Annotated in this window: 25 protein-coding genes and 2 tRNA genes; 19 read left to right on the top strand and 8 right to left on the bottom strand. The window is 70.5% G+C overall.

All coding sequences use genetic code 11. The features are described 5' to 3' along the window. The first annotated feature begins 232 nt into the window (after window positions 1-232). From lepB to RUR_RS28200, 6 genes are all read left to right on the top strand, one after another. Window positions 233-688, top strand: coding sequence for a signal peptidase I (gene lepB, locus RUR_RS28225; RefSeq protein ID WP_283138247.1), 456 nt, complete (start codon window positions 233-235; stop codon window positions 686-688). 13 nt (window positions 689-701) lie between these two features. After that, a complete protein-coding gene (locus RUR_RS28220) occupies window positions 702-3605 on the top strand; it encodes an AfsR/SARP family transcriptional regulator (protein WP_283138246.1) in 2904 nt (967 codons plus the stop codon). A gap of 74 nt (window positions 3606-3679) precedes the next feature. After that, entirely contained in the window at window positions 3680-3874 is a 195-nt protein-coding gene (locus RUR_RS28215; protein WP_283138245.1) for a hypothetical protein, read from the top strand. Window positions 3875-3934: 60 nt separating this feature from the next. Next, entirely contained in the window at window positions 3935-4453 is a 519-nt protein-coding gene (locus RUR_RS28210) for a MauE/DoxX family redox-associated membrane protein (RefSeq protein WP_283138244.1), read from the top strand. A gap of 15 nt (window positions 4454-4468) precedes the next feature. Then, a complete protein-coding gene (locus RUR_RS28205; protein WP_283138243.1) occupies window positions 4469-4963 on the top strand; it encodes a hypothetical protein in 495 nt (164 codons plus the stop codon). Beyond that, window positions 4960-6807: an ABC transporter ATP-binding protein gene (locus tag RUR_RS28200; protein WP_283138242.1), complete on the top strand. Its 1848-nt coding sequence runs from the start codon at window positions 4960-4962 to the stop codon at window positions 6805-6807. Before RUR_RS28205 ends, RUR_RS28200 begins: the two co-directional genes overlap by 4 nt. 678 nt (window positions 6808-7485) lie before the next feature. Here the strand turns inward: RUR_RS28200 and RUR_RS28195 are convergent. After that, window positions 7486-7558: transfer RNA gene (locus RUR_RS28195), tRNA-Ala, on the bottom strand. Between the two features lie 72 nt (window positions 7559-7630). Further along, on the bottom strand, window positions 7631-8146 hold the full coding sequence (locus RUR_RS28190) for an O-acetyl-ADP-ribose deacetylase (protein ID WP_283138241.1): 516 nt from the start codon (window positions 8144-8146) through the stop codon (window positions 7631-7633). Between the two features lie 134 nt (window positions 8147-8280). Here RUR_RS28190 and RUR_RS28185 point away from each other — a divergent pair, with 134 nt between their 5' ends. Continuing rightward, window positions 8281-8688: a helix-turn-helix domain-containing protein gene (locus tag RUR_RS28185; protein WP_283138240.1), complete on the top strand. Its 408-nt coding sequence runs from the start codon at window positions 8281-8283 to the stop codon at window positions 8686-8688. Window positions 8689-8694: 6 nt separating this feature from the next. Here RUR_RS28185 and RUR_RS28180 read toward each other — a convergent pair whose 3' ends face one another. Both RUR_RS28180 and RUR_RS28175 read right to left on the bottom strand, forming a co-directional pair. Then, on the bottom strand, window positions 8695-8934 hold the full coding sequence (locus RUR_RS28180; protein WP_283138239.1) for a hypothetical protein: 240 nt from the start codon (window positions 8932-8934) through the stop codon (window positions 8695-8697). 364 nt (window positions 8935-9298) lie between these two features. After that, window positions 9299-9946, bottom strand: coding sequence for a TetR/AcrR family transcriptional regulator (locus RUR_RS28175; RefSeq protein WP_283138238.1), 648 nt, complete (start codon window positions 9944-9946; stop codon window positions 9299-9301). A 79-nt stretch (window positions 9947-10025) separates the two neighbouring features. Between RUR_RS28175 and RUR_RS28170 the strand changes: the two genes are divergently transcribed. The 7 genes from RUR_RS28170 to RUR_RS28140 all read left to right on the top strand — a co-directional run bounded on the left by RUR_RS28170 (window position 10026) and on the right by RUR_RS28140 (window position 15599). Continuing rightward, a complete protein-coding gene (locus RUR_RS28170) occupies window positions 10026-10916 on the top strand; it encodes a hypothetical protein (protein ID WP_283138237.1) in 891 nt (296 codons plus the stop codon). After that, window positions 10913-12175, top strand: coding sequence for a methyltransferase family protein (locus RUR_RS28165; protein WP_283138236.1), 1263 nt, complete (start codon window positions 10913-10915; stop codon window positions 12173-12175). The genes RUR_RS28170 and RUR_RS28165 overlap by 4 nt, the downstream gene beginning before the upstream one ends. 318 nt (window positions 12176-12493) lie before the next feature. Continuing rightward, entirely contained in the window at window positions 12494-12931 is a 438-nt protein-coding gene (locus tag RUR_RS28160) for a MarR family winged helix-turn-helix transcriptional regulator (protein WP_283138235.1), read from the top strand. Between the two features lie 147 nt (window positions 12932-13078). After that, window positions 13079-13151: transfer RNA gene (locus RUR_RS28155), tRNA-Ala, on the top strand. Between the two features lie 493 nt (window positions 13152-13644). Further along, window positions 13645-14217, top strand: a complete 573-nt coding sequence (locus RUR_RS28150; RefSeq protein ID WP_283138234.1) for an ArsR family transcriptional regulator — start codon at window positions 13645-13647, stop codon at window positions 14215-14217. After that, entirely contained in the window at window positions 14217-14666 is a 450-nt protein-coding gene (locus tag RUR_RS28145; RefSeq protein WP_283138233.1) for a hypothetical protein, read from the top strand. Before RUR_RS28150 ends, RUR_RS28145 begins: the two co-directional genes overlap by 1 nt. Before the next feature lie 285 nt (window positions 14667-14951). Then, a complete protein-coding gene (locus RUR_RS28140) occupies window positions 14952-15599 on the top strand; it encodes an SRPBCC domain-containing protein (protein WP_283138232.1) in 648 nt (215 codons plus the stop codon). A 120-nt stretch (window positions 15600-15719) separates the two neighbouring features. Here RUR_RS28140 and RUR_RS28135 read toward each other — a convergent pair whose 3' ends face one another. Next, the gene (locus tag RUR_RS28135) at window positions 15720-16913 is read right to left on the bottom strand and encodes an MFS transporter (RefSeq protein WP_283138231.1); all 1194 of its coding nucleotides are present in this window, start codon (window positions 16911-16913) and stop codon (window positions 15720-15722) included. A 59-nt stretch (window positions 16914-16972) separates the two neighbouring features. Between RUR_RS28135 and RUR_RS28130 the strand changes: the two genes are divergently transcribed. After that, a complete protein-coding gene (locus RUR_RS28130) occupies window positions 16973-17944 on the top strand; it encodes an ArsR/SmtB family transcription factor (RefSeq protein ID WP_283138230.1) in 972 nt (323 codons plus the stop codon). 456 nt (window positions 17945-18400) lie between these two features. Here the strand turns inward: RUR_RS28130 and RUR_RS28125 are convergent, their stop codons facing one another. Beyond that, complete coding sequence (locus RUR_RS28125) at window positions 18401-18775, bottom strand: DUF2203 domain-containing protein (RefSeq protein ID WP_283138229.1); 375 nt, start codon at window positions 18773-18775, stop codon at window positions 18401-18403. A 9-nt stretch (window positions 18776-18784) separates the two neighbouring features. Further along, a complete protein-coding gene (locus tag RUR_RS28120) occupies window positions 18785-19183 on the bottom strand; it encodes a nucleotide pyrophosphohydrolase (protein ID WP_283138228.1) in 399 nt (132 codons plus the stop codon). A gap of 477 nt (window positions 19184-19660) precedes the next feature. Here RUR_RS28120 and RUR_RS28115 point away from each other — a divergent pair, with 477 nt between their 5' ends. The 4 genes from RUR_RS28115 (at window position 19661) to RUR_RS28100 (ending at window position 25292) form a co-directional block, all read left to right on the top strand. Continuing rightward, window positions 19661-20206: a hypothetical protein gene (locus tag RUR_RS28115; protein WP_283138227.1), complete on the top strand. Its 546-nt coding sequence runs from the start codon at window positions 19661-19663 to the stop codon at window positions 20204-20206. Window positions 20207-20239: 33 nt separating this feature from the next. Continuing rightward, window positions 20240-21661 carry an NADP-dependent phosphogluconate dehydrogenase gene (gndA, locus tag RUR_RS28110; RefSeq protein WP_283138226.1) on the top strand — a complete coding sequence of 474 codons (1422 nt, stop codon included), beginning with the start codon at window positions 20240-20242 and terminating at the stop codon, window positions 21659-21661. A gap of 83 nt (window positions 21662-21744) precedes the next feature. Further along, window positions 21745-23982: a winged helix-turn-helix domain-containing protein gene (locus RUR_RS28105; protein ID WP_283138225.1), complete on the top strand. Its 2238-nt coding sequence runs from the start codon at window positions 21745-21747 to the stop codon at window positions 23980-23982. Then, on the top strand, window positions 23982-25292 hold the full coding sequence (locus RUR_RS28100; protein ID WP_283138224.1) for a DUF1254 domain-containing protein: 1311 nt from the start codon (window positions 23982-23984) through the stop codon (window positions 25290-25292). The genes RUR_RS28105 and RUR_RS28100 overlap by 1 nt, the downstream gene beginning before the upstream one ends. A gap of 106 nt (window positions 25293-25398) precedes the next feature. On the opposite strand, the gene RUR_RS28095 is transcribed toward RUR_RS28100, so the two are convergent. After that, the gene (locus RUR_RS28095) at window positions 25399-25797 is read right to left on the bottom strand and encodes a DUF7144 family membrane protein (protein ID WP_283138223.1); all 399 of its coding nucleotides are present in this window, start codon (window positions 25795-25797) and stop codon (window positions 25399-25401) included. Window positions 25798-26124: the final 327 nt, after the last annotated feature.

Here is a 26124-nt window from a genome sequence, read left to right as displayed (position 1 = left end):
GCCGGGGAACCGAGTGCCGGTACGGCGGCACGCGAGACGACGAGTTCGCCCAGACGGTCGGCGAGTTCGCCACGAACCGAGTGCCGGTACGGCGGCACGCGAGCCGCCGCCGGCCGTACGGTCCCTCCCCCGGGGGTTCCCGCGACCGGGCGGGCGGTTGACAGCGTTCCGAGGCCGACGCGATTGTTTCCCGAACGGATCTGTCGTCGCGGGTCGGCCGGGGGAGCACACGATGAAGTTGATCGGCGGGGGCATGCTGGTGGCTCTTGTCCTGGGGGCGGCGGCCCTGCTGGTCCGCCGCCGCTACGTGGTGGTCACGGTCGACGGGACGAGCATGGCGCCGACCCTCGACGACGGGGACCGGGTCCTGGTCCGGCGCAGGCGGATCGACCAGGTGGGCAGAGGCGACATCGTGGTGCTGGAACCTCCGCCCGCCCCCGCCGGACGGCACATCCCCCTGCCGCCCGGCAGGCGCCGACACATCAAGCGCATCGTCGCGACGCCCGGAGACCCCGTACCCCGCGGGATCGCCGTGGACGAAACCGTGACGCGCGTACCGGCCGGCTCGCTGGTGGTCTACGGCGACAACCCCGACGGCGTAGACTCCCGGCAGCGCGGGTTCTACCCCGCCGACCGCCTGCTCGGGATCGCGCTGCGCCGCCTGGGCGGGCCCGCGCTCGCGCGGTAAGGACCGCACGCTTATGGAGTTCCGGATACTCGGCCCCCTGCGGGTCCTCCTCGACGGTTCACCCGTCAAGATCACAGCGCCCAAACAGCGCACCGTCCTGGCCATGCTCCTCGTGCGGTCCGGTCACGTCGTCTCGCTCCGGTCACTGGTCACGGAGGTCTGGGACGACCGGCCGCCCGACTCCGCGGTGGCGAACCTGCGCACGTATCTGATGCAGCTGCGGAAACTGCTCCCGCCCATGGCCGACCCCACCGTCGAACGGCTGGTCACCTCGGAGGCCGGTTACCTGCTGCGGGTCGAACCCGGAGAGCTCGACCTCCATCGGTTCGAGGCGCTGTCCGCACGCGGTCGCCAGGCGCTGAACCGGCGTGACCTCCGCGGCGCGGAGGACGCCTTCGCCCGGGGCCTCGCACTGTGGGAGGGGTCGGCGGCGGAGGACGTACCCCTGGGACACACCCTTCGTGAGGAGGTCGCCCGCCTCACCGACGGCTACCTGAGCGTCGTGGAGGAGCACACGGAGATCCGGCTGACCCTCGGCAAGAACGAGGCCGCCGCCGCCCTGCTCAGCGAGGTGATCGGCCGGTATCCCCTGCGCGAACGGCTGCACGCCCAGCTGATGCTCGCCCGCTACCGGAGGGGCGACGTGGCCGGCGCGCTCGACGCGTTCGGATCCGCGCGGCGGATCCTCGCCGACGAACTCGGCATCGACCCCGGGCCCGAACTGGGCCGACTGCACCAGGCGGTGCTGCGCCGGGACCCCGCACTCCTGGCCTCCGAGCGCGCCGTGGCCGCCGACGACGGGCACCCGGCTCCCCGGCAGCTTCCGCGGGCCCCCACGGTGTTCGTCGGGCGGTCGGCCGAGCTCACCCGGCTCCAGGCCGTACTCCGCGACGATCCGGAGCCGGGTGCGGGGCGGCCGGTGCTCGCGCTGCACGGGACCGGTGGGGTCGGCAAGTCGATCCTCGCGTTGCGGGCGGCCCACGACGCGGCCGATCGATACCCCGGCGGCCAGCTGTACGTGGACCTGCAGGGGTCGACCCCCGGCCTGCCGCCGCTGCGTCCGGCCGAGGTGCTCGGCCGCTTCCTGCGCGCCCTGGGCATGCGACCGGGTGAGGTTCCGGCGGCACCGGCGGAGGCGGCCGCCGCGTACCAGTCGATGCTGGCCGAGCGGCGGGTCCTGGTCGTCCTGGACAACGCGGTCGGCGCCGCCCAGGTGGCGCCGTTGCTGCCGGCGGGCGACGGTTGCGCGGCGCTGGTCACCAGCCGGTCGGCGCTGACCACCGTGGACGCCGTACAGATCGTCGTGGACCGGTTCGACGAGGCGCAGGCGGTGCTGATGCTGGGGTTGCTGGCCGGTCGGGAGCGGGTGGAGGCGGAGCCGGAGGCGGCGGCCGAGATCGCGCACTGGTGCGGCCACTATCCGCTGGCGCTGCGCATCGCGGGTGCCCGGCTGGCGAGCCGTCCCGACTGGTCGCTCGCGCGGTTCGGCGGGCGGCTGCGGAACCAGCGGCGGCGGCTGGACGAGCTGCAGGCCGCCGACCTGCGGCTCCGGTCCTGCTTCGAGGTGGGCTACGAGAGCCTGACGAGTGTCGCGCAGCGGACCTTCCGCCTGTTCGGCATGCTGGACGTGCCCGAGGTCGGCGTCGGACTGGTCGCCGCCCTGGCCGGCGTCGACGCCAAGGACGCCGAAGCCGCGCTCGACGAGCTGACCGAGGCGCGCCTGATGGAGCCGGTCGGCGACGACCGCTTCCGTACCCACGATCTGCTCCGGCTGTTCGCCGGGGAACTGGCCGTCGCCTGCGAACCGCCTGAGGAACGGGAACACGCCGTCCGGCGCGCCCTCGACTGGTATCTCGGCCTCTGCCGGCGGATGCACGGGCTGATTCAGCCACATCTGGGATCCGGCGGAGGGAAGACGGACGGGCACGACACCGGCCTCGTCCTGAACGACCCCGCCACGGCCGTACGGTGGTTCGACACGGAGCTGCGCTGCCTGGTCGCGGTAGCCGTACAGGCCGCGGCAGGGGAGGGCGACATCCCCCTTTTCGTCGTCGAGCTGATGGCCACGATCAAATCCGTGGCGATGAAAGGCGGATACTGGCAGGAGCTCGAAACCGTCGCCCGCCTCGCCGTCGAGGTGGCGCGGCGCACCGGTGACGGCGACGCGGAGGCGTCCACGCTCGTGACGCTCGGACTCGCGGAGCTTCGGACCGGCCGGGCCGAGGCGGCGGTCGACCTGACGCGCCGGGCGCTCGAACTCTGGCGGGAGTCGGGCGACCGTGCCGGGGAGGGGCGGGCACTGCACAACCTCGGCTGGATCAGCATGCAGACCGGCGACCTCGACGCCGCGCTCGGCCACTTCACCGCGGCGTTGCGGCTGCTCGAGGCGCACGGGCTGGAACGGGTCGGGATGGTCAGCCACAACCTGGGCGAGGTGCTGCTCGGGCTGGGCCGGTACGCCGAGGCGGCGGACCGGCTCCAGCGGTGCCTCTCCGTCCGACGGGCGGACGGCGATCTGTACGGCGAGAGCATCACCCTGGCCGCGCTCGGCCGCGCCCACCTGCTGCTCGACGAGGGGGAGCGGGCGCTGGCCGTGTGGGCGGAGGCGCTGGTCCGCTGCGCGGAGACCGGCAACCGGGAGGATGAGTGGCAGGTGCTGCTCAGCAGATCCGAGCTCTGGCTGCGCCGGGGTGACCCCGCGGCGGCCGTGGCCGACCTGGAACCCGTGCTGGAACTGACCACCCGGACCGGCGACGTCTACGGCCAGGCCGCCTGCCTGCGTCAGCTCGCCAGGGCCCGTACGGCCTTGGGGGATCCCCGTGCCGCGGCGGACGCCGGACGGGCCGCGGAACTCTTCGCCGGTCGCGCGATGCGGCGGGATCCGGTGCTGGAGAGGCTGCTCACCGCCGGTTTGTAGTGCGGCTGTATCGGTCGCTGTATGCCTCCCCGCTAGCTTTCGGTCCACCGAATCGCTAGGAAAGGAGCGAATCCATGACCAGTCTCTTGGGCCGGCTTGGTGATCGGATCGTAGAGAAGCTGGCGCCGAAGGCGTCGGCGCAGGCCGCCGCCGAGTGGTACGTGCACTGCTACTGCCGGGAGCGCTCGGACTACCGCAAGCTCTGCACCAACATCGGCGGCAGGACCTACTGCGGCGCCTGCTACGTGTACCGGAGGTGCGGCGCCTAAGCGGAAGGCATCGGTCTGGCGGCGGGCGCCGCCAGACCCGGACACGAGGTGGTGGCGGAGATGCCATACGTCGAGATCGCCTGCCGGGCGCTGCTGATCACGGTCTTCCTGATCGCGGTCGCCGGGAAGGTCCGCGGGCGTACCGCGTTCCAGGAGTTCACGGCTTCCCTCACGACCCTTGGCATCTTCTCCCGAGCCGGATCCGCGGTGGCGGCGTATGCCCTGGTGGGGGCTGAGGCGGTGACGCCGCTTCTGCTGGTGTCACCGCCGACGGCGCCCCTGGGGTTCGCCGCCGCCACCGGGACGCTCGCCGTCCTGACCGGAGGTGTCCTGATCGCGTTGCGCCGGGGGCGGCGGACGCCGTGCCGATGTTTCGGCCGCACCGCCACGCCGCTCGGACCCGCGCACGTGATACGCAATCTCATCCTGACGGCGATCGGCTGCACCGGGCTCGTGGCCTGGGCCGCCGGGGGTGCCGCGGCGCACCCGGCCGGGGTCGCCCTAGCCCTCGCCGCCGCCGTCGTCGGGGCGCTTCTTGTGGTGCGCCTCGACGACCTGATGGAGCTGTTCACCGCCTGAAAATGAGGGTGCCCGATGCCTTTCCTGATCGCCGCCGTCGTGTTCGTCGGCGCGCTCTGCCTGCTCAACCTGGTGCTGGCCCTGGGGATACTCCGCCGGCTCCGTGAGCACACCGCCCAGCTCGGGCGGCTCGGCGGGGCCGCGCTCACCCCGTACGATCCCGCCGCCCTCGTCGGCCGCGCCATGCCCGCGGGGGCCGCGGCCACCGATGTCGTGGCGTTCTTCGACGTCGAATGCGACACCTGCCACGAGCGTGCGCCCCGGTTCGCCGAACTGGCCGAGGGCCGGACCGCCCTGGTGGCGGTCGTCGGCGACATCGGGAAGGCGGCCGACCTCATCCAGGCGGTGGACGGTGTGGCGAACGTCGTCACCGGCGACGACGCGGACCGGGTGGCGCACGCTCTCGGGCTGCAGGTCTTCCCGATGTTCCTCCGGGTCGGACCCGACGGGACGATCGTGGCGGCGGACACCGAACCGGACCACATCCTGGCCGCGGCGGGCGCGACATGACCGGCCGTCCGGCACCACGCGCGGCCAGGCTCCGGCGCCTGGCCGCCGTGGCTTCGCTGTGCCGGCAGGCCGGGCCCGTCCTCGTGCTGTCCCAGCTGGTGGTCACGGTCCTGGCCGGGCTGCTGCCCGCGGCCACCGTGTGGACGACCAAACTGCTGATCGACGGGCTGACGGCCGGCGGGACCGGCACCGTGGCGGGGCCGGTCGGCGCCCTCGTCGCCCTCGGGCTGTTCGCCGGGGTGCTGCCGCACCTCACCGGATACCTCCGAGCCGAGACGGATCGCCGGCTCGACATGGTGCTGCAGGACCGCCTCTACACGAAGGTGAACGGCTTCCAAGGTCTGTCGCGGTTCGAGAACCCCGAGTTCCTCGACGAACTCCGGACGGCGACCCAGGCCACCGGAGGCGCGATGGGGCCGGTCACCTCCGGCCTGTTCGACCTCGCGCGCAACGTCATCGCCCTCGCCGGGCTGTTCGCCGCCCTGGCCGTGCTCAGCCCCCTGATGGCGGGACTCGTGGCGCTCGCCGCGCTCCCCATCCTGCTCGCCAGGATGTCCCTGGAACGGCGGCGGGTCCGGATGATCGCGGGGCAGTCCGCGGCGGCCCGGCGGCAGATCTTCTACTCCACCCTCATCACCGACGTCCAAGCCGCCAAAGAGGTCCGGCTCTTCGGGCTCGGCGACTTCCTCAAACGCCGGGTCCTCGGGGAACTGGCCACCCTTCAAGGCGGCGAGCGGCGCCTCGACCGCCGGGAGGCGTTCACCCAGTCGGCGCTCGCCGCGCTGTCCGCCGCCGTCAGCGGCGCCGGGCTGATCTGGGCCGTGTACTCCGCGCTCGCCGGGCGGCTCACCCTCGGCGACGTCACCGCCTTCGCCGCCGCCGTGGCCGGGACGCAGGCCGCGCTGATCGCCACCGTGGAGAACGCCGCCGTGGCGAGCCAGGCGCTGCTCCTCTTCGGGTACCACGAACGCGTGATGGCGCTCCCCGACGACCTGTGCCCGCCCCTGCGACCGGCGACCCTGCCCACGCTGCGGCACGGCATCGAACTCCGCGACGTGTGGTTCCGCTACGACGCCGGGCATCCCTGGGTGCTCCGCGGGGTCAACCTGACGATCCGCCGCGGCACGTCGGTCGCGCTGGTCGGACTCAACGGGGCCGGGAAGACCACGCTGATCAAACTGCTCTGCCGCTTCTACGATCCGACCAGGGGCAGCATCCTCTGGGACGGGGTCGACATCCGCGAAGTGCCGCCGGCCGAACTGCGCGCCAGAATGGGCGTACTCTTCCAGGACTACATGAGCTACGACCTGACCGCGGCCGAGAACATCGGCGTCGGGGAACTCGCGGCGATGACCGACCGGGCCAGAATCCGGGCCGCCGCGGTGACCGCGGGCGTGGACGAGACCATCCGTGCCCTGCCCCGCGGCTACGACACCCTGCTGAGCCGGGCCTTCTTCGGGCCGGAGGACGACGACCCGCAGGCCGGGGTGCTGCTCTCCGGCGGCCAGTGGCAGCGCCTGGCCCTGGCCCGCGCCGTCGTACGGGAACACCGGGACCTGCTCATCCTCGACGAACCCAGCTCAGGCCTGGACCCGCAGGCCGAGTACGAGGTCCACCGGCGGCTCCGCGAGCACCGCGCCGGGCAGACCAGCCTGCTCGTCTCCCACCGGCTCGGCGCGGTCCGCGACGCCGACCTGATCGTCGTCCTGAGCGGCGGCATGCTCGTCGAACAGGGCACCCACCGTGAACTGGTCAGCGCGGGCAGCCGATACGCCCGCCTCTTCGAAACCCAAGCCAGCGGCTACCGCGACGACTCCGACCCCGTCCCCCAACCCCTCATCTGAGCACCACCCGCCTCTACATCGGACCTTCACGACGGTCCCCCTTCGACGAGACCCCCTCCGGCAGGCCAAGCCCCCGAATGGGCTTACAACCAGAGGGAATCCAGGATGGCTTGAGCCGATCAGACCTGCCCTCGACCCGCGTCGCATGACCGGGATAACTCCAACAGGCGTGTGGGGGCGGCATCCCCCACACGTGGAGCGTCCAGGAGTCGATGGCCCTCCCGGAGGAACGACGAGCCTGTTTCCGGCGAAGCGAACTCCGAATGGGCCTGCAAGCAGGGGGAATCCGGAATGGCCTGAGTCGAACGACCCGCTCCACCCCCACCGAGAACCCGTAACCGGGGTGACCCCGGCGGGGCGTGGGGGCGGCAGCCCACCACAGTGGCTCACTCTCCCGGGAGAAACAACAAAGGCCCCCACCGGCAACGTAAGCCCCGAAGGGGCCTACAAGCAGAGGAAGCCCGCGAAGACCAAGCCGACCAGCCCCACCCAAGCCCACACCACAACCCACGGACCCGAAAACCCGCGACCAGGGCAACCCCGGCGGGGGAGTGGGGGCGGCAGCCCCCACACGTGGAGGTTCCAGGAGGTCATCCTCCTGGGATAAATGACGAGACTCCCTCCGGCGAAGTAAGCCCCGAAGGGGCTTACAAGCAGGGGGAGCCCAGGTAAGTCGCGTGGAGCTATGGGGATTCGAACCCCAGACCTCCTCCATGCCATGGAGGCGCGCTACCAGCTGCGCCATAGCCCCGCGCCGGATGTGATCCGGCTCCAGAAGCGTAGCGCCCTCGGCGACCATTTCGCACCTGGCCCTGGTACGGGGTCACCGGTGTCGTGAGAGGGCTTTCTCGAAGGCGGTGTAGGCGTCCGGGGTGAACAGGACGAATCTCACCTCGGCCACTTGGGTCGGGGTGCCGCAGATGGTCTGGATCGCGATGCGGGCGGCGTCGTCGATCGGCCATCGGTAGATCCCGGTGGAGATGGCGGGGAAGGCGACGACGGCCGCGCCGAGTTCGTCGGCGACCCTTAGGGATTCCCGATAGCAGGAGGCGAGCAGTCCGGAGCGGTCTTCTTGGCGGGAGTGGACGGGGCCGACGGTGTGGATGACCCAGGTGGCGGGAAGGTCTCCGGCGGTGGTGGCCACGGCTTGGCCGGTGGGCAGCCCTTTCCCGAGTTGAGCCGAGCGGAGTCTGCGGCATTCGGTGAGGATCTGGGGGCCGCCTCGCCGGTGGATGGCCCCGTCGACTCCGCCGCCGCCCAGTAGCGAGGAGTTGGCCGCGTTGACGACGGCGTCGACCTCCTGCCGGGTGATGTCCCCGAGAACCAGAGTGATTCTCATTGAACTCGACCTCCGACGGTTTCCTGTCCAGCATGGAGACGGCGGTTCGTTCGTCTGGAACTAGTCGGTGTGAATCTGTCACCCTCACCGTGGCGTAACATCTATGTTACACTCATTCTGGGAGGTGGGATCGCGTGGAGGATCTGTTCTGGGAAGATCTGCGAAGGGATCTCGAGGATCCCGAACTTTTGCGGGAGTACGTCGCGGAGTCTGTCAAGATCGCGGCCGTTGACGCGGTCGTCAACGCGCTGGATGACGCCCGGATCTCGGCCGGCCTGTCGAAAGCCGAGCTGGCACGGGCGATCGGAGCCGAGCCGGCGACGGTGCGCAGGTTGTTCTCGGCCGGGGACGTCAACCCGACCCTGAGCACGCTTGCCGTGGTGGCTGCGGCCCTGGGCCTGCGCATCTCGGTGGAGCCGTTGCCGAACGAGGATCGGAAGGCGGTCACCGAGCCGCTTCGCTCCGGCCATGCGAGCGGAGAGAGTCTCCGCCGAATTTCGGAGAGTCGTAACGGTCGACGGCAAAGGCTTGTTCGCGGGTAGCACTCGTTATGAGATCACTCGTGGATTGCGAGAGAGATATTCGGCACCCAGATCCTGTATCGACTTGTAGTCGGCTGCGCGCAAAGTTGTGCGATACGGCTTGTCGAATCCGGTGATCACTGTGAGGAGCGGCTGGTCGACGTCTTTCGCCTCGTCGTCCAGCAGGCAGTAGAGACGGTAGTGATGACGACCCTTGCCTCCGCCGGGTTTGGGACCGTCGAGGCGAACCTCGTAGTAGCCCGACATGTCACCGTGCATGGCCTCCCAGTAGCCCCCTCCTGAGAACCGTGACGGGGGCGCTGACGCGACCGCCACCAGCACTGCGGCGAACTTGACCCGTACGCCTCCAGGGCACCTGCTGAGAAACCGCCTTCCGGGGATTTCTTCGGCCGGGTCGTCGTCGGGGTGTCTTCGGAAGAAGACTACAAGATACGGATCTTCATGGTGCCGACGTGTGCGAAGTAGAGGCGGCGTCACGATAGGTAATATTACTGTCACGTGGGGTGTGTGACATGGGCTGTGGCGGAGGAAACCGCCGGCTGGCGAGGTGACTCGACAGGTCGGGGTCCGACGATCACTGCGAGGAGTGGTTGTCGCTGCGGGCTTGGTTTCAGGTGGCGGCGGGCGGGCGTGGAATCGGCGCCGGGGTGCGGCGGCGGGGGAGGCGGACGGTCAGGAGCTTGGCGCGGGGGGCGAGGCGGGCGGCGAGGTCGAACAGGGCTTCGGTGCGGGTGCGGTCGGCGTCGAGGTGGGTGAACAGGTTGATACCCAGGTAGAGGGTGATCGCGGCGTAGGCCAGGTCCCGTGGGGGCATCAGCTTGGCCAGGGGAGACCCGCCGATGACCCGCTCCAGGGTCTCTTCGATGAAGGAGATCCAGGGTTCGGCGCGTTTGATGATCTCGGCGCGGAGTTCGGGACGGGCGATGCCGGCGCCGACGAGTTCGGAGAAGAGGGTGATGTGCCCGCCTTCGAGGTCTGCCCGGTAGATCTCAGTGGACACCTCCACGAGTTGTTCCAGGGTCCGGGCTCGGGTCACGGCCTCCTGGTAGGCAGTCATGCGCTGTTCCGATGAACGGTCGAGTGCGGCCAGCAGCAGGGGGTCGACACCGCCGAAGTGGTAGAAGACCAGCGCCGAGTTGACCCCTGCCGTTTTGGCGATGTTCCGGGCGCTGGTCCCGGCGTACCCCTCGGTCCGGATGACCTCGGACGCGGCTTCGATCAGCCGTTCACGCGTCTCCTCGCCCGGCTGCTTGGTCACCTGAACCCCCTTGTCGCTTCCGCGTGACCAAGCATAGGGTTTAATCACCTGATTAAACCCATCGATTAAGGAGTCTGGCATGGAAGACCCCGATTCCCCGAACCAGGGCCGGGCTCGGCGCCTGCTGGTCGCGGTGCTGGTTGCGGTGTTCGTCGCGATGGTGCTTTACCGGGTGCTCCATGACCGTGGGCTGGAACAGACCGCGCTGTTCTACATCGGTCTCCCCGCAGTCATCGCGATCACCGTGGTGCTCACCGCCCGGCCGAAGAACGCCACAGGATTGATCATGGCGGCCATCACCGTGGGACTCGCCTTGGCAGGTCCCCTGCTCAGCGAGGGGAGCGTCTGCCTGTTCTTCTCGGCACCGCTGTTCTACCTCGTGGGACTACTCTTCGGATTGATCTTCGATGCGATTGCCAGGAATAGGGGCCGCGGGCCGCACGCGTTCATCGTTCCGGTCGCGCTGCTCGCACTGATCGAGGGCGGTATGGCTGTCGCGGCGCCGCCCCAGACGGCGGAGGTGTCGGTCACCCGCCCGGCCGGGCCGGGTGACGTCGGCCGAGCACTCACGGAGACCCCCGATTTCTCGGCCTTCGAGTCGCCGTTTCTCAAGCTCGGCTTTCCCCGGCCGCTGCGGGCCGAGGGCACCGGGCTAGCGGTCGGCGCACTCCGGACGATCACCTTCACCCCACGTAAGTCCCTCGGCATCGGAGCCGTCGCCGAGCCGCGGGCGATGACCCTCCGGGTGCGGGAACACACTCCCGGCCGGGTGGTCTTCGCCGTGGTCGACGACACGACACTGGCCCGCTGGGTGGAGCTGCGGGAAGCCGAGTTCGCCTGGGACGAGGCCGAGCTGACCGTCACCCTGCGCTACCGGCGGACCTTCGACCCGGCCTGGTACTTCGGTCCGCTGCAGCGGTACGCCATGACCGAGGCGGCGGACTATCTCGCGGCCACGTTCACCCGATGACCGCGAACGTCGCCGATCCCGCATTGATCAGAGGGGTGGCGCTGTTCGCACCGGTGGCGTTCATCCTGGTGGTGTGCGCCCTGAGGAAGCCCGGCGAGCGCGAGCTCGCGGGCGCGATTCCGGCGACGGCGTGGAATCTGCTGACCCTGCCCGCGGTGAACATCCTCGCCCTAAACCTGGGTTGGTGGGAGTTCCACGCCCAGGGTGCGGTCCTCCACGGCCTGCCGGTGGATCTCTTGCTCGGCTGGGCGCTGCTCTGGGGTGCGCTCCCCGCCCTGCTCGTGAGGTGGGTGCCGGTGCCGCTCCTGGTGGCGTCGGCGGCACTGCTGGACCTCGGTGTGATGCCGTTCGGCGAACCCGTCGTGGTACTGAGTGCCGACTGGCTCGCCGGGGAGGCCGTGGGGATCGCGCTCTGTCTCGTCCCCGGGCTGCTGCTGGCCCGTTGGACGGCCACAGGCCGCAGGTTGCCGGCCCGGGTGCTGCTTCAAATCGTCCTCGCGGGCGGCCTCGGTCTCGCCCTGCCTGTCCTACTTACCGGGGTGTGGCGGCAGCCGGGCTGGCTGATCAGCCTGTTCACGCAGGTCCTGGCCGTTCCGATGACGCTTGGGCTGGCCGCGGTCCGGGAGTTTGCAGTCGCGGGGCAAGGGACGCCCCTGCCGTATGACCCGCCGGTCCGGCTGGTGACCACCGGGCCCTACGCCTACGTCCGCAACCCCATGCAGGTGTCGATGACCGCGGGCTACCTGGTGCTTGCCCCGCTCGACCCGATCTTCCTGGCCGCCGCCGGGGTGGCCTTCGCCTACGGGGCCGGTCTGGCCGCCTGGCACGAGGGGGAACGGCTGGCCGAGCGCTTTGGCCGTGAATGGCACGAGTACCGGCGGGCGGTGCGGGCCTGGATACCCCGATGGAGGCCGAGTCCCGCCACACCGGCGGCCACTGTCTACGTCGCGTGGAGCTGTGGTCAGTGCGGACAGATCGGGCACTGGATCCAGCGCAGGCGGCCGGTCGCGCTCACCGTGGCGGCCGCCGAAGACCACCCGGGCGACCTGGTCCGGATGGCCTATGAGCGTTCGGACGGCTTCACCGCCCGGGGTGTGGCGGCGTGGGCGCATGTGCTGACCCACGTCAACCTGGGCTGGGCGGTGCTCGGCTGGCTGATCATGACTCCGGGTCTGGCCTGGTTTGCTCAGCTGTGCGTGGACGCCTTCGGCGGCGGGCCACGCCGGCCGCCCCGGACGGTGGCTCGGTCCAGGCCCTGAAGCCGGCTTCCGGGCAGGAGGGCTACGAGCCTCGTCGCCTTGGGCGACACGGGCGCTTGCCGGTGCCGTGGCCCGCCGGGCTCGGGACCGGCATTCCGGTACGTGAGGGAGCTGGCGAAAGCTGCCAACTTTGCTGTCCGATAGTGGGTTGTCTGGGTATTTTATCGAGCTTCTTGGTGGCATCGGTTACCAGAACCGACAATGACTTTGTGTCAATGTTTCGTGTGGTAGGGACGGGGGGAGTGTGCCAGACTTCAAGGGTTGATATCACATGTGAAACTTACATATGTAAACATCTGGCTGACGGGGAGGCTGGAAATGACCTGCATGGAGGAGGTGGACGCCGTTGAACTCGGGATGGAGATGTCCCGAGCCATGCGTGCGTTCACCCGATACGCAAACGCTCGGTTCGCCGAGCACAACCTCAACACGGCGCGGATCAGGCTACTCACCGCCGTCGCCGAAAACACCCGGGTACGCATGGGGGAACTTGCGGACCGGCTCGGAGTCACGGCACGCACCGTCACCGCACTCACCGACGGGCTCGAAAAGGAAGGCATCGTCGCCCGCAAACCCGACCCTGCAGACCGGCGGGCCTTCCAACTCGAACTCACCCCCAAGGGGCAAGACGCCCTAGGCAGAATCGACCAGCTCGAACGCCAGGTCACCGGAGAGATCTTCGACTGTCTCAACCCGGCTGAACGAGCCCAGCTGGCCGCGCTCCTCCATCGGGTCTCCACCAGCCTCGCCGGCTGACACCGGACGACGCCGACCGAACGCGCGACAGCCAACAGGGGGCACCACACGCCGTCGCGCGTTCACCGTCCGATTCGGAATCCGGCCGTCAGGTGCGAAGTGGTCGCGAAGAGCGCTACGCTTCTCAGGCTGGATCACATCCGGCGCGGGGCTATGGCGCAGCTGGTAGCGCGCCTCCATGGCATGGAGGAGGTCTGGGGTTCGAATCCCCATAGCTCCACGAGACTCTCCTGGGCTCCCCCTGCTTGTAAGCCCCTTCGGGGCTTACTTCGCCGGTGGGAGTCTCGTCATTTATCCCAGGAGGATGACCTCCTGGAACCTCCACGTGTGGGGGCTGCCGCCCCCACGCCCCCGCCGGGGTCGCTCTGGCCGCGGGTCTTCGGGTCCGTAGGTTGTGGCGTGGCTTGGGGTCGGGCTGTTCGGCTTGGTCTTTGTGGGCTTCCTCGGCTCGTTCGCCCCTTCGGGGCTTGCATTGCGGGAGGGCGCCTCCTCTGGAGGGGCCGCGTGGCCCCGAGTATGCGAGTGTCCTCCACAGATGGCCGGTCGCCGACAGCCGAACCTATCCGGCCGGGACCCCGCCTGAGCGGATGAAGTGCGAAAAGACCTCGGATCCGAGACGCCTTGCCGACTGGTGTCGCCGGGCTCGTGGACGGAGGCCGACACTTCCTTTAGATGGGTGATAAGTTTCATCTATGCGTAGTGAGGCGCCTCCGTTGCTGCCGATCTTCCGATCGCGGCATCAGGTGGAACTGCTCGCGCTGCTCTACCTTCAGCCGGATCAGGAGTTCACTCTGACCGAGCTCGCGGGCCGGATCGGAGTACCACTGACGACCTTGCAGCGTGAGGTGGGACGTCTCCTGGAAGCCGATCTCATCGAGGGCCGTCGGGTGGGGAGAGCCCATGTGGTCCGAGCCAAGGTGCCCGGACGTTATGCTCGGCCGCTCACCGAACTGCTGACCTTGGCGTTTGGGCCGCACATTTTCATCGAGCGGGAGTTCTCGGCTATCCGGAAGGTGGATGCCGTCGCTGTTTTCGGTTCCTGGGCGACTCGGTATCAAGGGGAGCCCGGACCGCCGCCGAACGATATCGACGTCCTGGTTGTCGGACGTCCTACCCGAGCTGACGTCTACGACGCCGCCGAACGGGTGGAACGCCGAATCGGTATGCCGGTCAACCCGGTTCTCATCACTCGTGATCGTTGGCGGGAAGCGGCAGACCCGCTTGTCCAGCAAATCCAATCCTCCCCGATCGTCTGGGTGAAGGAGCTAGCTGAGGAGACCGCATAATGCGCTGGACCCGAGGTGAGGCGGACGTGATGCGCCTGCTCGCAGAGGGGAAGCTTCAGAAGGTCACCGGTTCGGCCGCCGACGGCACTGGTTGGTTGGAACGTTCCGGACGTACGTTGCAAACTGCTCAAGCCATTGTTGATGATCCCGATAGCGCATTCATCCTTGCCTACGATGCGGCTCGTCACGCCTGTACGGCTGTGTTGGCGCATCAAGGGCTGCGTCCTACCACCATCGGTGGGCACTATGTCGTGGAGGAGGCGCTGCGAGCCCAGTTCGGTGATGTCTTCCGGGGCTTCGGGGCTCTGCGCCGTCGTCGTAACGAGATCGAGTATCCGATGCGTCCTGGCGACGATGTCGCCTCAGACGAAGCTGCAATGGCGATCAAAACCTCTGGGCTTCTTCTCGAAGCAGCGACCAAGCTGATGGGTAGCCTCTCCATCTTCTGACGCCACGCGGTGTGCTCGTGGGCATCCGTGTCACTAACCCGGCCCGCCGTGGCCGGGTTGTCGGTTTTGGGGGATTTCTGGCTCCTGTTGTGGTGGTGGCGGGTCGGATACTTCCTTTAGATGGGTGATGAGTTTCAGTTATGCGTAGTGTCGTCGGCCGTTTGATCGTTTGGATGGGTGTCGGCGCGGGGTTGTTGGGTTAGTAGAGACTTATATAAGTTGGGGGTGATATGTTGGCTTCGCCGGCTCGGCGGAGTCGGGGTGGAAGAGGAGAGGAGTCGTGTCGTGATCGATGTGGTCGGCGAGATCAACGCCATCAGCCGGGAGGTCGGCAGCAAGGAGATCCCCGCCGGCGCGGGGCGCACGACGGTGCTGCGGCGCGAGTACAAGGCGTCGATGGAGGACGTCTGGGACGCGATCACCGACCCGGAGCGGATCGTCCGCTGGTTCCTGCCTGTGAAAGGCGATTTGAAAGTCGGCGGGAAGTACCAGCTCGAAGGGAACGCCGGAGGGGAGATCCTTCGCTGTGAGGCGCCCCGGCTGCTCAAGCTGACCTGGGTCTTCGGTGAGAACACCACGGAGAAGGACATCAGCGAGGTCGAGGTGCGGCTGTCGCCCGGGCCGGACGGCAGGACCCTGTTCGAGCTGGAGCACGCGGCCGTCGTGAACCCCGAGTGGTGGGCGCGGTACGGCCCGGGCGCCGCCGGCGTCGGCTGGGACCTCAGCCTTCTCGGCCTGGGCCTGTACCTGGCCGGAGGGACGATCGAGGATCCGCGCGAGTGGGAGGTGTCGGAGGAGGCGCGTCGGTTCGCGACGCTGAGCAGCCAGGCGTGGGGGGCCGCGATGCTGGCGGGGGGCGGGACCGAGGAGGAGGTCGCCGTCGCGGTCCGCAACACGACGGACTTCTACGCCCCGCCGCCCGAGAACGGCTGACTTGCCGCCGAACCACGGCCGTCCCGTACGGCCTTCTGAGCCGCGTGCCCGTACGGCCGCCAGGCGGTGTTCGCGCCGTGGCGGCCGTGGGTTCGACCGGGCCGCCGTCGCCCGTACAGGTCAGGCGGGGATCGGCTCGGCCCGGGACGGGGTTTGCGCGGGGCTGCGGAGGAACGGGATGAGGGCGAGGGTGACGAGCAGGGAGGCGGCGGCCGTCACGGCCATCGCCGTACCGGCCGCCAGGTACTGGGCGACGGCTCCGGCGACGGTCGCGCCGACGGCCTGCAGGACGAGCATCCCGGAGGTGTGGAGCCCGAGGGCCTGTCCCCGCAGCTCTTCGGGGACGAGGGCGAGGAGGCGTTCCTGCAGGATGAGGCAGGCGCTGAACCCGGTGGAGGCCACCGCGACCACGATCAGGGCGATCGGGAGGGGCATCGGGAGGAGGAAGAGCAGGTAGGGGGCGGCGAGCACGATCCGGGCGGGGGTGAGCAGCCTGCGCCGCCAGGCCGGGGGGATGAACCGGCCCATCGCCATGTCCCCGGCGAACATGCCGAGCGCGGCGGCGATGAACAGGATGCTCGCCGATTCCGGGGCGTACGGGATGAACAGCGCTTCGCATCCGACGATCAGCCCGTTGGGTACCCAGAGGGCGAGATAGAGGTACCGCCGCTCGGGTGCCGACCACAGGATTCGGTTGACCTGCCAGGTCGCCCGCACGGAGGGGCGTCCGGTGGCGCGCGGCGGGCGGTGGGTGAGACCGAACCGGGCGACCACGACGGTGATCAGGTGGAGGGTGGCGGCGATGAGCAGCGCGCTCCGGGCGGAGACCGTCGCGATCAGCACCCCGCCGAAGGCGAGGCCGACGACCTGCGTGATCCCGCCGGCCATGGTGACGGTCGATCGCGCGAGGACGTAGCCGGAGTCGGGCACGATGTCGCTGAGGAGCCCCCAGCGGACGCCGCCGCCGAGGGATCCGACGAGGCCCATGACTGCGATGACCCCCAAAGTGCCCCAGATCGGCATTCCGGGGACGGCCAAGGCGTAGGTGCTGAGGGCGAACACGGCCGCGAGCGCGACGTTGGCCCTCCTGGGCGGGAGGCGGTCGGCGGCGGAGAGCAGGGTCATCGCCCCGATCACCTGGGCGAACGAGGAGCCGAACATGCTGAGGGCGGAGAGCAGGGGGGAGCCGGTGGCGGTGTAGACCAGGGTGGCCACCGCCAGAGACATGATCGTCATCGCCGCGGTGTAGAGCGAGAAGACGGCGAAGAACGGGGTGAACTCCGGGACACGGAACAGTTCCCGATAAGTACGCATACGCCGAAGTCTCAGGGGCGAGCCGGGCATGCCGTTACAGTTTCGGATGGAGGCGAAACGTGGGTTTGTGGCACGTCGGGGTGGAGACGCTGGTGCGGAGCCGGTTCGCCGTCTCCGCGCTGACCGAGACCGTCGCGGCGCTGATCAAGCTGCACCACGGCGATCCGGGGGCCGGCGGGCGCGGCTGGTTTCAGGCGCACGCCCCCGCGTACCGTCGCATGCTCGCCGCCGACCCGTTCGCCGCGCGTTTCGTCGCGACCGCGCTCGGGCGGTGGCTGCCCGATTTCATGGTGACGCCGCCGGAGGACGACGACCGCGGATTCCACGATGAACTCCGCAGGGTACGGCGGACCCCGCCGGGCGTCGCGGTCGCGCACCTGGCGACGGCCGCCGGGGGCGAGGTGCCCGCGGAGCTCCGCGGGCCGGATCTGCCGGACCGGGTCGCCGACCTGCTCGACTGGATCTGGACGAACACCCTCGACGCCGACTGGCCGCGGCGGAAGCGGATCCTGGAGGCCGACATCGTCGCCCGGACCGAGCGACTGAGTTCCGGCGGCTGGGCGGCCGTGATCGAAGACATGCGTCCCGGGTTGCGCTGGCTGGGGGACGGCAGTCTGCGGATCAACGCCAACGACTATCCGCCGCGTGACATCGCCGAGGGCGCCCAGCTGCTGTTCATTCCGGCGACGACCGTGCGGTACGGCTGGGTGGCTTGGGAGGAACCGCATAGATACGCCCTGATCTATCCCTGTTCGGGGATCCTCGCCGACGCGGTCGACCACACCCCGCCGCAGGCGCTGAGCCGGTTGATCGGCCCGGTGCGGGCGCACATCCTTACCCTGCTGGGCTCCCCGAAGAGCACCACCCAGCTGGTGGCGCTGACCGGGTACGGACTGGGGTCGGTCGGCGGGCACCTGCGCGTCCTGCTCGACGCCGGGCTGCTGCGCCGCAGCCGGTCCGGACGGTCCGTGCTCTACTACCGGACGCCGTCCGGCGACCTGCTCGCGGAGATCGCCTCCGGCACCGGGTGATCGTTGTGCTTTCTGCACCTCGTGGGGGACGCACGTCACAAGGATCATGTGCCGGGGGTGTGGGCTGTTGCTGTTCGTGTTCGGGGTGTGGTCGGGATCGGCTCCGGTGTGGAGGTGGCCTCCGGCACCGGGTGATCGTTGTGCTTTCTGCACCTCGTGGGGGACGCACGTCACAAGGATCATGTGCCGGGGGTGTGGGCTGTTGCTGTTCGCGTTTGGGGTGTGGTCGGGATCGGCTCCGGTGTGGAGGTGGCCTCCGGCACCGGGTGATCGTTGTGCTTTCCGTACCCCGTAGGGGACACACATCACAAGGATCATGCGGGGGGCAACGGCTTCACGTCCGGCGAGAGCGTGGTGGAGTGCTGCCCGTACGGTCCCCACGGGGTCGGACACCGGATGGGGTACGGCCTGCGGGGCTTGATCCGGAGGCCGTACGGTGTGGGGCGTGGCGGAGGGTCAGTGGGGGAGCCGGCGGCGGCCGGCGAAGCCCAGCTCGCTGCGGTGGTACCACTCCAGGTCGCGCTCACCTTCGAGCCAGCAGAGCCGGACGGATCGGCCCTCCAGCCGGGCGGGGAAGTCGATCAGCAGGGGCGCGATGCTCTTCACCTCGATCCCCTTCTCGGTGAACCAGGTGAGATGCTCGCCCAGCCGGGCCTCGCAGGCCTTCGCCTCGGCGACGCCGCCGAGCTCGGAGCGGCCGTGGACCCGCAGGTCGTGGGTGAGTTCGGCGAGGGTGGCGCGGAGCCGTACGACCTCCTCGCCCCGGGCCCGCACCTTGGGCATGAGCGCGAGCGCCTCGGTGATGGTGAACACGTGTTCGTCCTCCGGCACGGCTGCTCCTCACTCGGGTGTCTCGGGGGCTTCGCGCAGGGTATCGGGATCCGCCCCGGATGGGCGCGCCGGATACTTCAGCCGGGCCTTGACCAGCTTGGCCAGCGCCGCCTCGACCGGGTCGACCCCGAGCGAGCCGGCCAGGCGGAGCAGGTAGATGTAGACGTCGGCGATCTCGTCGGCGACTTCGGCCCGCTGCTCCGGGGTGAGGTCGGCGGCGCCGTCCGGATCCGTCCAGGTGAAGTGCTCGCTGAGTTCGCCGACTTCGGCGGAGAGCGCCATCACCAGGTTCTTGGGCCGCATGTACCGCTGCCAGTGCCGTTCGGCGACGAACTCGCGCAGCTCGGCGGCGAGCCGGTCCTCGGGCGCCGGCCCCTCGCCGGGGCCGGTCGGCGTGCTCTCGTCCATACCCCGATCCAACCGGCTTCCCACCGCGTGAGCCATACCGGGGTCCCCGGCGGGACGGGCGGTACTTCCGGGGGGAACCGATCGGGCCCGGGCCGACCCGCCGGGATCGTACGGCCGTGGGCGCCATTCGTCTCCGTACCCCGAAATCCCGAGCCGGATGCAGCCGATCGTGAACCTGGTCAGTCCGGGTCCGGCTTTCCCGGAGGTCGGTATGGCCGTCCGGCGGCCTGCGCACCGGACCCGGACGCCGGCCGCCCGGCTTCGGCACCACAATGGGACGGCCGCGGGCGCCACCCGTCTCCGTGCCCCGAAAAATCCCGGGCCGGGCGCAGCCGGCCGTACATCGCCCGATCGTGGACCTGGCGAGTCCGGGTTCGGTGGGATTCGGGCTTTCCCGGAGGTCGGTACGGCCGTCCGGCGGCCTGCGCACCGGACCCGGACGCCGGCCTCGCGGCTTTGGCACCACAATGGGGCGGCATGAGTGTGACGGCGGTGTTGCTCACCGGTGGGCTGGCGTCGGGGAAGACGGCGGTGGCGGTCGAGCTGGGGGAGATCCTGGGCGAGCGGGGGACACCGCATGCGGTGGTGGACCTGGACTGGCTCTGCTGGGCGGGGCCGGACCTGGACGGTACGGCGGTGCACGGTCTGCTGACCGCGAATCTGCGGGCGGTGACGGCCGAGTACCGCAAGGCGGGGATCGACCGCTTCGTACTGGCCAGGGCGCTGCTGGAGCCCGCGCATCTGGCGGCGGTCCGGGCGGGCCTGACGGTGGGGGCCGCGGCGCCGTACCTCACCGTGGTGCGGTTGACGGTGTCGCGGGAGACGGCCGTGGCGCGGCTGCGCGGCCGGGATTCGGGGGCGAACCTGGCGGCGCACCTCGGCGAGGTCGACGGGTTCGCCGCCCGGGTGGCGCGGGCGGGTGTGGAGGACCATGTGGTGGTCAACGAGGGCCGGTCGCTGCGGGAGGTGGCGTCGGAGGTGCTGGAACACGCCGGGCTGACGCGGTCGCCGACCTCAGGCTAAAGATCTACAATGTAAAGGGCGTAGGCTGATCGCATGACGAAGGCTGATATCGGCGTCACCGGGCTCGCGGTCATGGGCAGCAATCTCGCCAGGAACCTGGCGAGGCACGGATATCGGGTCGCCCTGCACAATCGGACCACCGCCCGGACGCAGCGGCTGGTCGAGGAGCACGGGGACGAGGGGGCGTTCGTCCCCACCGTGTCGACCCGGGAGTTCGTCGACGCGCTGGCCCGGCCGCGCCGGGTGATCGTGATGGTCAAGGCGGGGGAGCCCACGGACGCGGTGGTCGAGGAGCTCGCCGCCGTCATGGAGCCCGGCGACATGATCGTCGACGGCGGGAACGCGCAGTTCGAGGACACCCGGCGGCGGGAGGCGGCGCTCCGCGAGCGGGGCGTCCACTTCGTCGGCATGGGCGTCTCCGGGGGCGAGGAGGGCGCGCTCCACGGGCCGAGCATCATGCCGGGCGGCTCGGCGGAGGCGTACGCCGCGCTCGGCCCGCTGCTGGAGGCGATCGCCGCCGAGGTGGACGGGGTGCCGTGCTGTACCCATATCGGCCCGGACGGTGCCGGACATTTCGTGAAAATGGTCCACAACGGCATCGAGTATGCGGACATGCAGCTCATCGCGGAGTCGTACGACCTGCTCCGCCAGGCCGCCGGTCTGAGCCCCGCCGAACTCGCCGACGTGTTCCGGGACTGGAACACCGGGGAGCTGGAGTCCTACCTCATCGAGATCACCGCCGAGGTGCTCGGCCACGTCGACCCCGCCACCGGCAGGCCCTTCGTCGACGTCGTGGTCGACCGGGCCGAACAGAAGGGGACCGGCCGGTGGACGGTGCAGAACGCCCTCGAACTGGGCGTCCCGGTCACCGGCATCGCCGAGGCGGTCTTCGCCCGATCCCTCTCCGGCCACGCCGGGCAGCGGGCCGCCGCGCGAGACCTCCCGGGGCCGCGGATCGCCCAGGGGGACCCGAGCCTGGTGGAGGACGTCCGCAAGGCGCTCTACGCGTCCAAGATCGTGGCCTACGCCCAGGGGTTCGACCAGATCGCCGCGGCGAGCGAGCTCTACGGCTGGAACATCGACAGAGCCGCCGTCGCCACCATCTGGCGGGGCGGCTGCATCATCCGGGCACGTTTCCTCAACCGGATCCGGGAGGCGTACGACACCGACCCCGCCCTGCCCTCCCTGCTGCTCGACCCCACGCTTGCCAAGGTCTTCACCGAGGCGCAGCGGTCCTGGCGCCGGGTGGTCGCCACGGCCGCGGAGACCGGGGTGCCCACCCCCGGGTTCTCCTCCGCCCTCGCCTACTACGACGCGCTGCGCCGGGAGCGGCTCCCCGCCGCGCTCGTCCAGGGCCTGCGCGACTTCTTCGGCGCGCACACCTACGAGCGGGTCGACCGCGGCGGGGCCTTCCACACCGACTGGTCCGGTGACCGCGCCGAGCATTCCGCTTGATTGTGTACGGCTGCGCCAGGGTATGTCCCTGAACTGCGACTTCATCCTTAGCGGGGGAGTACGCCGGAGCTTCGGGGGGAGCCATGGCGGTGATCGTGCCCATGCGGCAGAACATGAACGGGGATCGGGGGCGGTTCACCGCCAAACTCGCGATACCCCGCACCGCCGTACCCGTCATGCCACGGCCGCGGATGTCCACCCGGCTCGACCAGGCGACCGCCGCCCGGGTGACCCTCGTCCGGGGCCCGGCCGGCGCGGGGAAGACCATCGCCTGCGCCGAGTGGGCCAAGGAAGGCGCCGGGCGGCGCCGCGTCGGCTGGCTCTGCACCGACCGGGGGGACAACGAGCCCACCCGGCTCCGGGCCTGCATCCTCGGCGCACTCGGCACCGAGCAGGCCGGCGCGGCGGACGGTGACGTGGAGGGGTTCCTCGACCGGCTCACCGCCCTGGTGCCCCGGGACGGCGAACCCGTGTACCTCGTCCTGGACGACGTCCACGAGATCAGCGCGCCCGCCGTACTGGAGGATCTGGATTCGCTGATCCTGCACGCGCCCGACACCCTCCGGCTGATCCTCTCCGGGCGGCGCGTCCCCCGCCTCCGGCACCTGGCCCGGCTCCGCGTCTCCGGTGAGCTCGCCGAGATCGACGGCGCGGAACTCGCCTGCACCGCCGAGGAGTGCGCGCAGTACTGCGGCGTCCTCGGCGTGTCCCCGGAGGTCGGCCGGGTGCTGTTCGACCACACCCGGGGCTGGATGGCGGGCATTCGGCTCGCCGGCGACTCCTTCCTCGCCGACTACTTCCGGGATGAGGTGCTGCACGACCAGACCGGGTCGGACCGTGACTTCCTCCTGCGGACCTGCGTCGCCGGCACCCTCACCGGACCGCTCGCCGACGTGCTCACCGGCGGCGACGACGGAGCCCGGACCCTCGACCGGCTGAGCCGGGAGACCGGCTTCGTCGAACGGGGCGACGGCGGCTACCGATACCACCCGCTCTTCCGGGACCTGCTTCTCGCCGAGGCCGAACGGGACCTGCCGGAAGAGCTCCCGGGCCTGCGGGTACGGGCCGCGCGCTGGTACGCCGGAGAGGACCGGCCCCGCGAAGGCCTGCGCTGCGCCGTCGACGCAGGAGACCCGGAACTGGTCACCCGGCTGCTGCGCGCCGACCGGACCCGTGCGGCCGGGAAGAGCGACCACGAGGAGCTGGAGGCGGGCGTGCGGGAAGCCGGCAGCGAAGCCGCCCGCGGCACCTACGCGTTCCTGCTCGGCCTCGCCCACCTGCGCGAAGGAGCCGTCCCGCAGGCGCGGGAGGCGCTCCGGATCGCCGACGGAGCCCTGCGGTCGGCACCCTCCCCGTCGATCCTGCCCGGGCTGCGGGTACGGGCCAGAGCCTGGCGAGCCGTGGCGGAGGCCCGCTACGGCGCGCTCGAGGCCGCCGTCGCCCTGACCGAGCCGCTCTCCAGGGGCGGCCGGGCCGCGGGGCGGGTCCCCGCCGGCGCGGAGGTCCGGGCCGTCACGGTCGCCGCGCTCGCCCGCGTCGCCTGGGCGCGGGACGACCTCATCGGCGCCAAGCACCTTCTCGACGAGGATCCGCGCTTCGAACCGTTCCCCGGTGAACCGCCCGTCGGGGAGGAACTCGCCTGGCTCCGCGCCCGGGTGCTCCTCGCCGAAGGCGACGTCCAAGGGGCGCGGGCGGTGAGCGACGGACTCGACGCGGAGATCGCCCTGCGCATCGGCGACCCGGACCGGGCCGCCTCGGCGCTCACCCTGACCGGCGATCCGATCGTCACCGGATACCTCCACCTGATCTGCGACGACCCGCGGGCCGCGCTCCGGGCGGTCACCGAACGCCTCGACGGCGCCGGGACGCTGCCCGATCGGATCGGCGCCCTGCTCGTCGCCGGATGCGCCCACCGCCGCCTCGGCGCGGCCGACACCGCCACGACCTGCCTGGGGCAGGCCCTGGAGCTGGCGGCCGCCGAGGAACCGATCCGGGTCTTCCTGCAGGGCGGGCAGACGGTGCGCTCCGCCCTCACCGCGCTGACCTCCCCGGGCCCCTTCCGCAACCGGGTGCTGAGCCGCTTCGACCGCCAGCCCGCGGCCGTGCTCACCGCCAGGCCCGCCCCGGCGGGGGCGCTCACCGAGTGCGAGCTGGCCGTCGTCCGGTTCCTCCCCTCGCACATGACCAACGAGGAGATCGCCGACGGGCTCTTCCTCTCCGTCAACACGGTGAAGACCCACCTCAGAGCGGCCTATCGCAAACTCGGGGTGGGCTCCCGCCGTGCTGCGATCGCGGAGGCGGCCCGCCGGGGCCTGCTCTGATGCCCGGGGCCGGGGAACGGCGGCTGACCCCCGACGTGGTGCGGGAGATCGCGCGACTCGCCTACCTGTGGGCCTGGCCGATGGTGAACCTGCACAACCGGCTGGCGGCGCTCCGCCGGGTGCCCGAGCCCGGGCTGCTCGGCGGGGTCGTCCCGGTCGCCCCGGTCGGGCGGCTCTGCATGCTGATCGACCGGCTCGCCCCCGGCCAGCGCCGGGTGCCCTGCCCCGACCCCGACGTCGTGTACGGATTCGGCGTGCTGGACCTCGGCGACGGGCCCGTGGTCGTCCAGGTGCCCGACTTCGGTGACCTGTACTGGGTCTACCAGCTGTGCGACCAGCGGACCGACGCCTTCGCCGAACTCGGCGCCATGTACGGCTCGCGCCCCGGCCTCTACCTCGTCGTCGGGCCGCACTGGTCGGGCGTGAAGCCGCCGGGGTTCGCGGGGGTCCTGCGATCCCCCACCGGCATCGCGACGGTGAGCCCCCGGCTCTACCCGGTCGGCGAACCGGTCGGGCGCCTCGCCGGGCAGGTGTCGGCCTACCCGCTCACCCGGTTCGACGGCGGCTTTCAGACCCAGGACTGGTCGGCGGTGCCGGACCTCCCCGACGCCTTCCAGGCGGGAGACGACGTCTCCGCCTGGGTGTCGCCCGCCACGTTCTTCGACGTCCTGCCGGAGGTGATGGACGAGGTGCCGCCGCTTCGCGGAGAGGAGGCCGTCTATCGGCTGGTGCGCACGGTGCTGGACTCGTCGGACCACCGGGAGCTGCTCCGGGAGGCCGCCGTCGCCGCCGACGCCGAACTGATCGCCCCGCTGCTCCGCTTCCGCGACGTGGGGGTCGAGGTCGCCGACGGCTGGACGACGTTCTGGGACGGCGCGGCGTTCGGCACGGACTACGTCACCCGGACGGCGGTGGCCAGACAGGGGGTCTGCGCCGGGCGGGCCGCGGAGACCGTCTGCTTCTTCCGGGAACTCGACTCCGCGGGTGAGCGCCTGCACGGCGCGCACACCTACCGCGTCGACTTCGCCCCGGGTGAGCTGCCGCCCGTCCGGGGCTTCTGGTCGCTGACCCTCTACGACCGGGACCGCTTTCTCCACCCCAACGTGGCGAACCGCTACCGTTTCGGTCCTGCGGCGGACGCGGAGGCGGGGCTCACCGTCGTCGTCCGGCACGCCCCTCCGGCGGGACCGCTCCGGGCCGGATGGCTGCCCGCTCCGGCCGGGGACTTCGCCCTCTGCCTGCGCGCCCACCGGCCCGAACCGGCCCTGCTCACCCGTGCCTGGGAGCCGCCTCCGGTGGTGCGGGTGTGACGGGTGCCCGTACCGGGACGTGGATCGGCGCGGTGTGCCGGTACCTGACCCGGCGCACCGCGTCGATCGGTCCTGCCGCCGTTCCCGGCCCCCGCCGTCTCGTCGATCAGCCGACGGCGTGCCGGGACGGGACCGTGAGCGCGTAGACGAGGAGAACGCACATCGCGATGACGATGATCGACCAGATCGGATAGGCCGGCAGGAAGAGCAGCTGCCCGATCGCGGCGAGGATCGCCAGGACCACACCCGCGGCACGTCCCCACACCTGGCCGTTGAGGATCGCGAATCCCACGACTATCTGGATGATGCCGAGGATGAGCAGGATCCAGCCCCAGGCGGTGAAACCGAAGATGATCTTCTCTTCGCCGACGACGAAGAACGTGCGGCGTGCCAGCGAGATGATTCCGTCGAGTGCGTTGAACAAGCCCACCAGGATGGCGAGGAGTCCGGCGAAGGTCAGCCAGCCGGAGTGCTCCGACCTGTTGGGCATGAAGGCGGTTGCCATGGCGACTCCCTTCGAGTCTCCCTGTTCACGCCCACTCTGCCCGGCGCCCCCGCCCAGCCACCTCGCCCATACCGGGTGAAATCCACATAGAGGCCATAATTTCGTGATTCGGTACGGCCGGGAGCCGCGTTGCCGCCGTACCTGCGGACGAGGGGTTTTCCGGGGCGGCGGACCGCTCCGCCGGGTGAGGTGAGGATTCGGCCCGGCGACCGGTGGCCGGGCGGTCCGTACATCGAACTGCGCAACCTGCCGACCCGGTGGCGCAACCGCCGGGTCGTCGGACGCAAGCCGTGAGTCGATGACGGGTTCGGCTCGTTGATCCACGCC

It is taken from the genome of Rhizohabitans arisaemae (assembly GCF_025996515.1).
Lineage (GTDB): Bacteria > Actinomycetota > Actinomycetes > Streptosporangiales > Streptosporangiaceae > Rhizohabitans > Rhizohabitans arisaemae.
The sequence above is the reverse complement of the archived record's forward strand: the minus strand, read 5'-3'. Positions and strand labels throughout refer to the sequence as shown.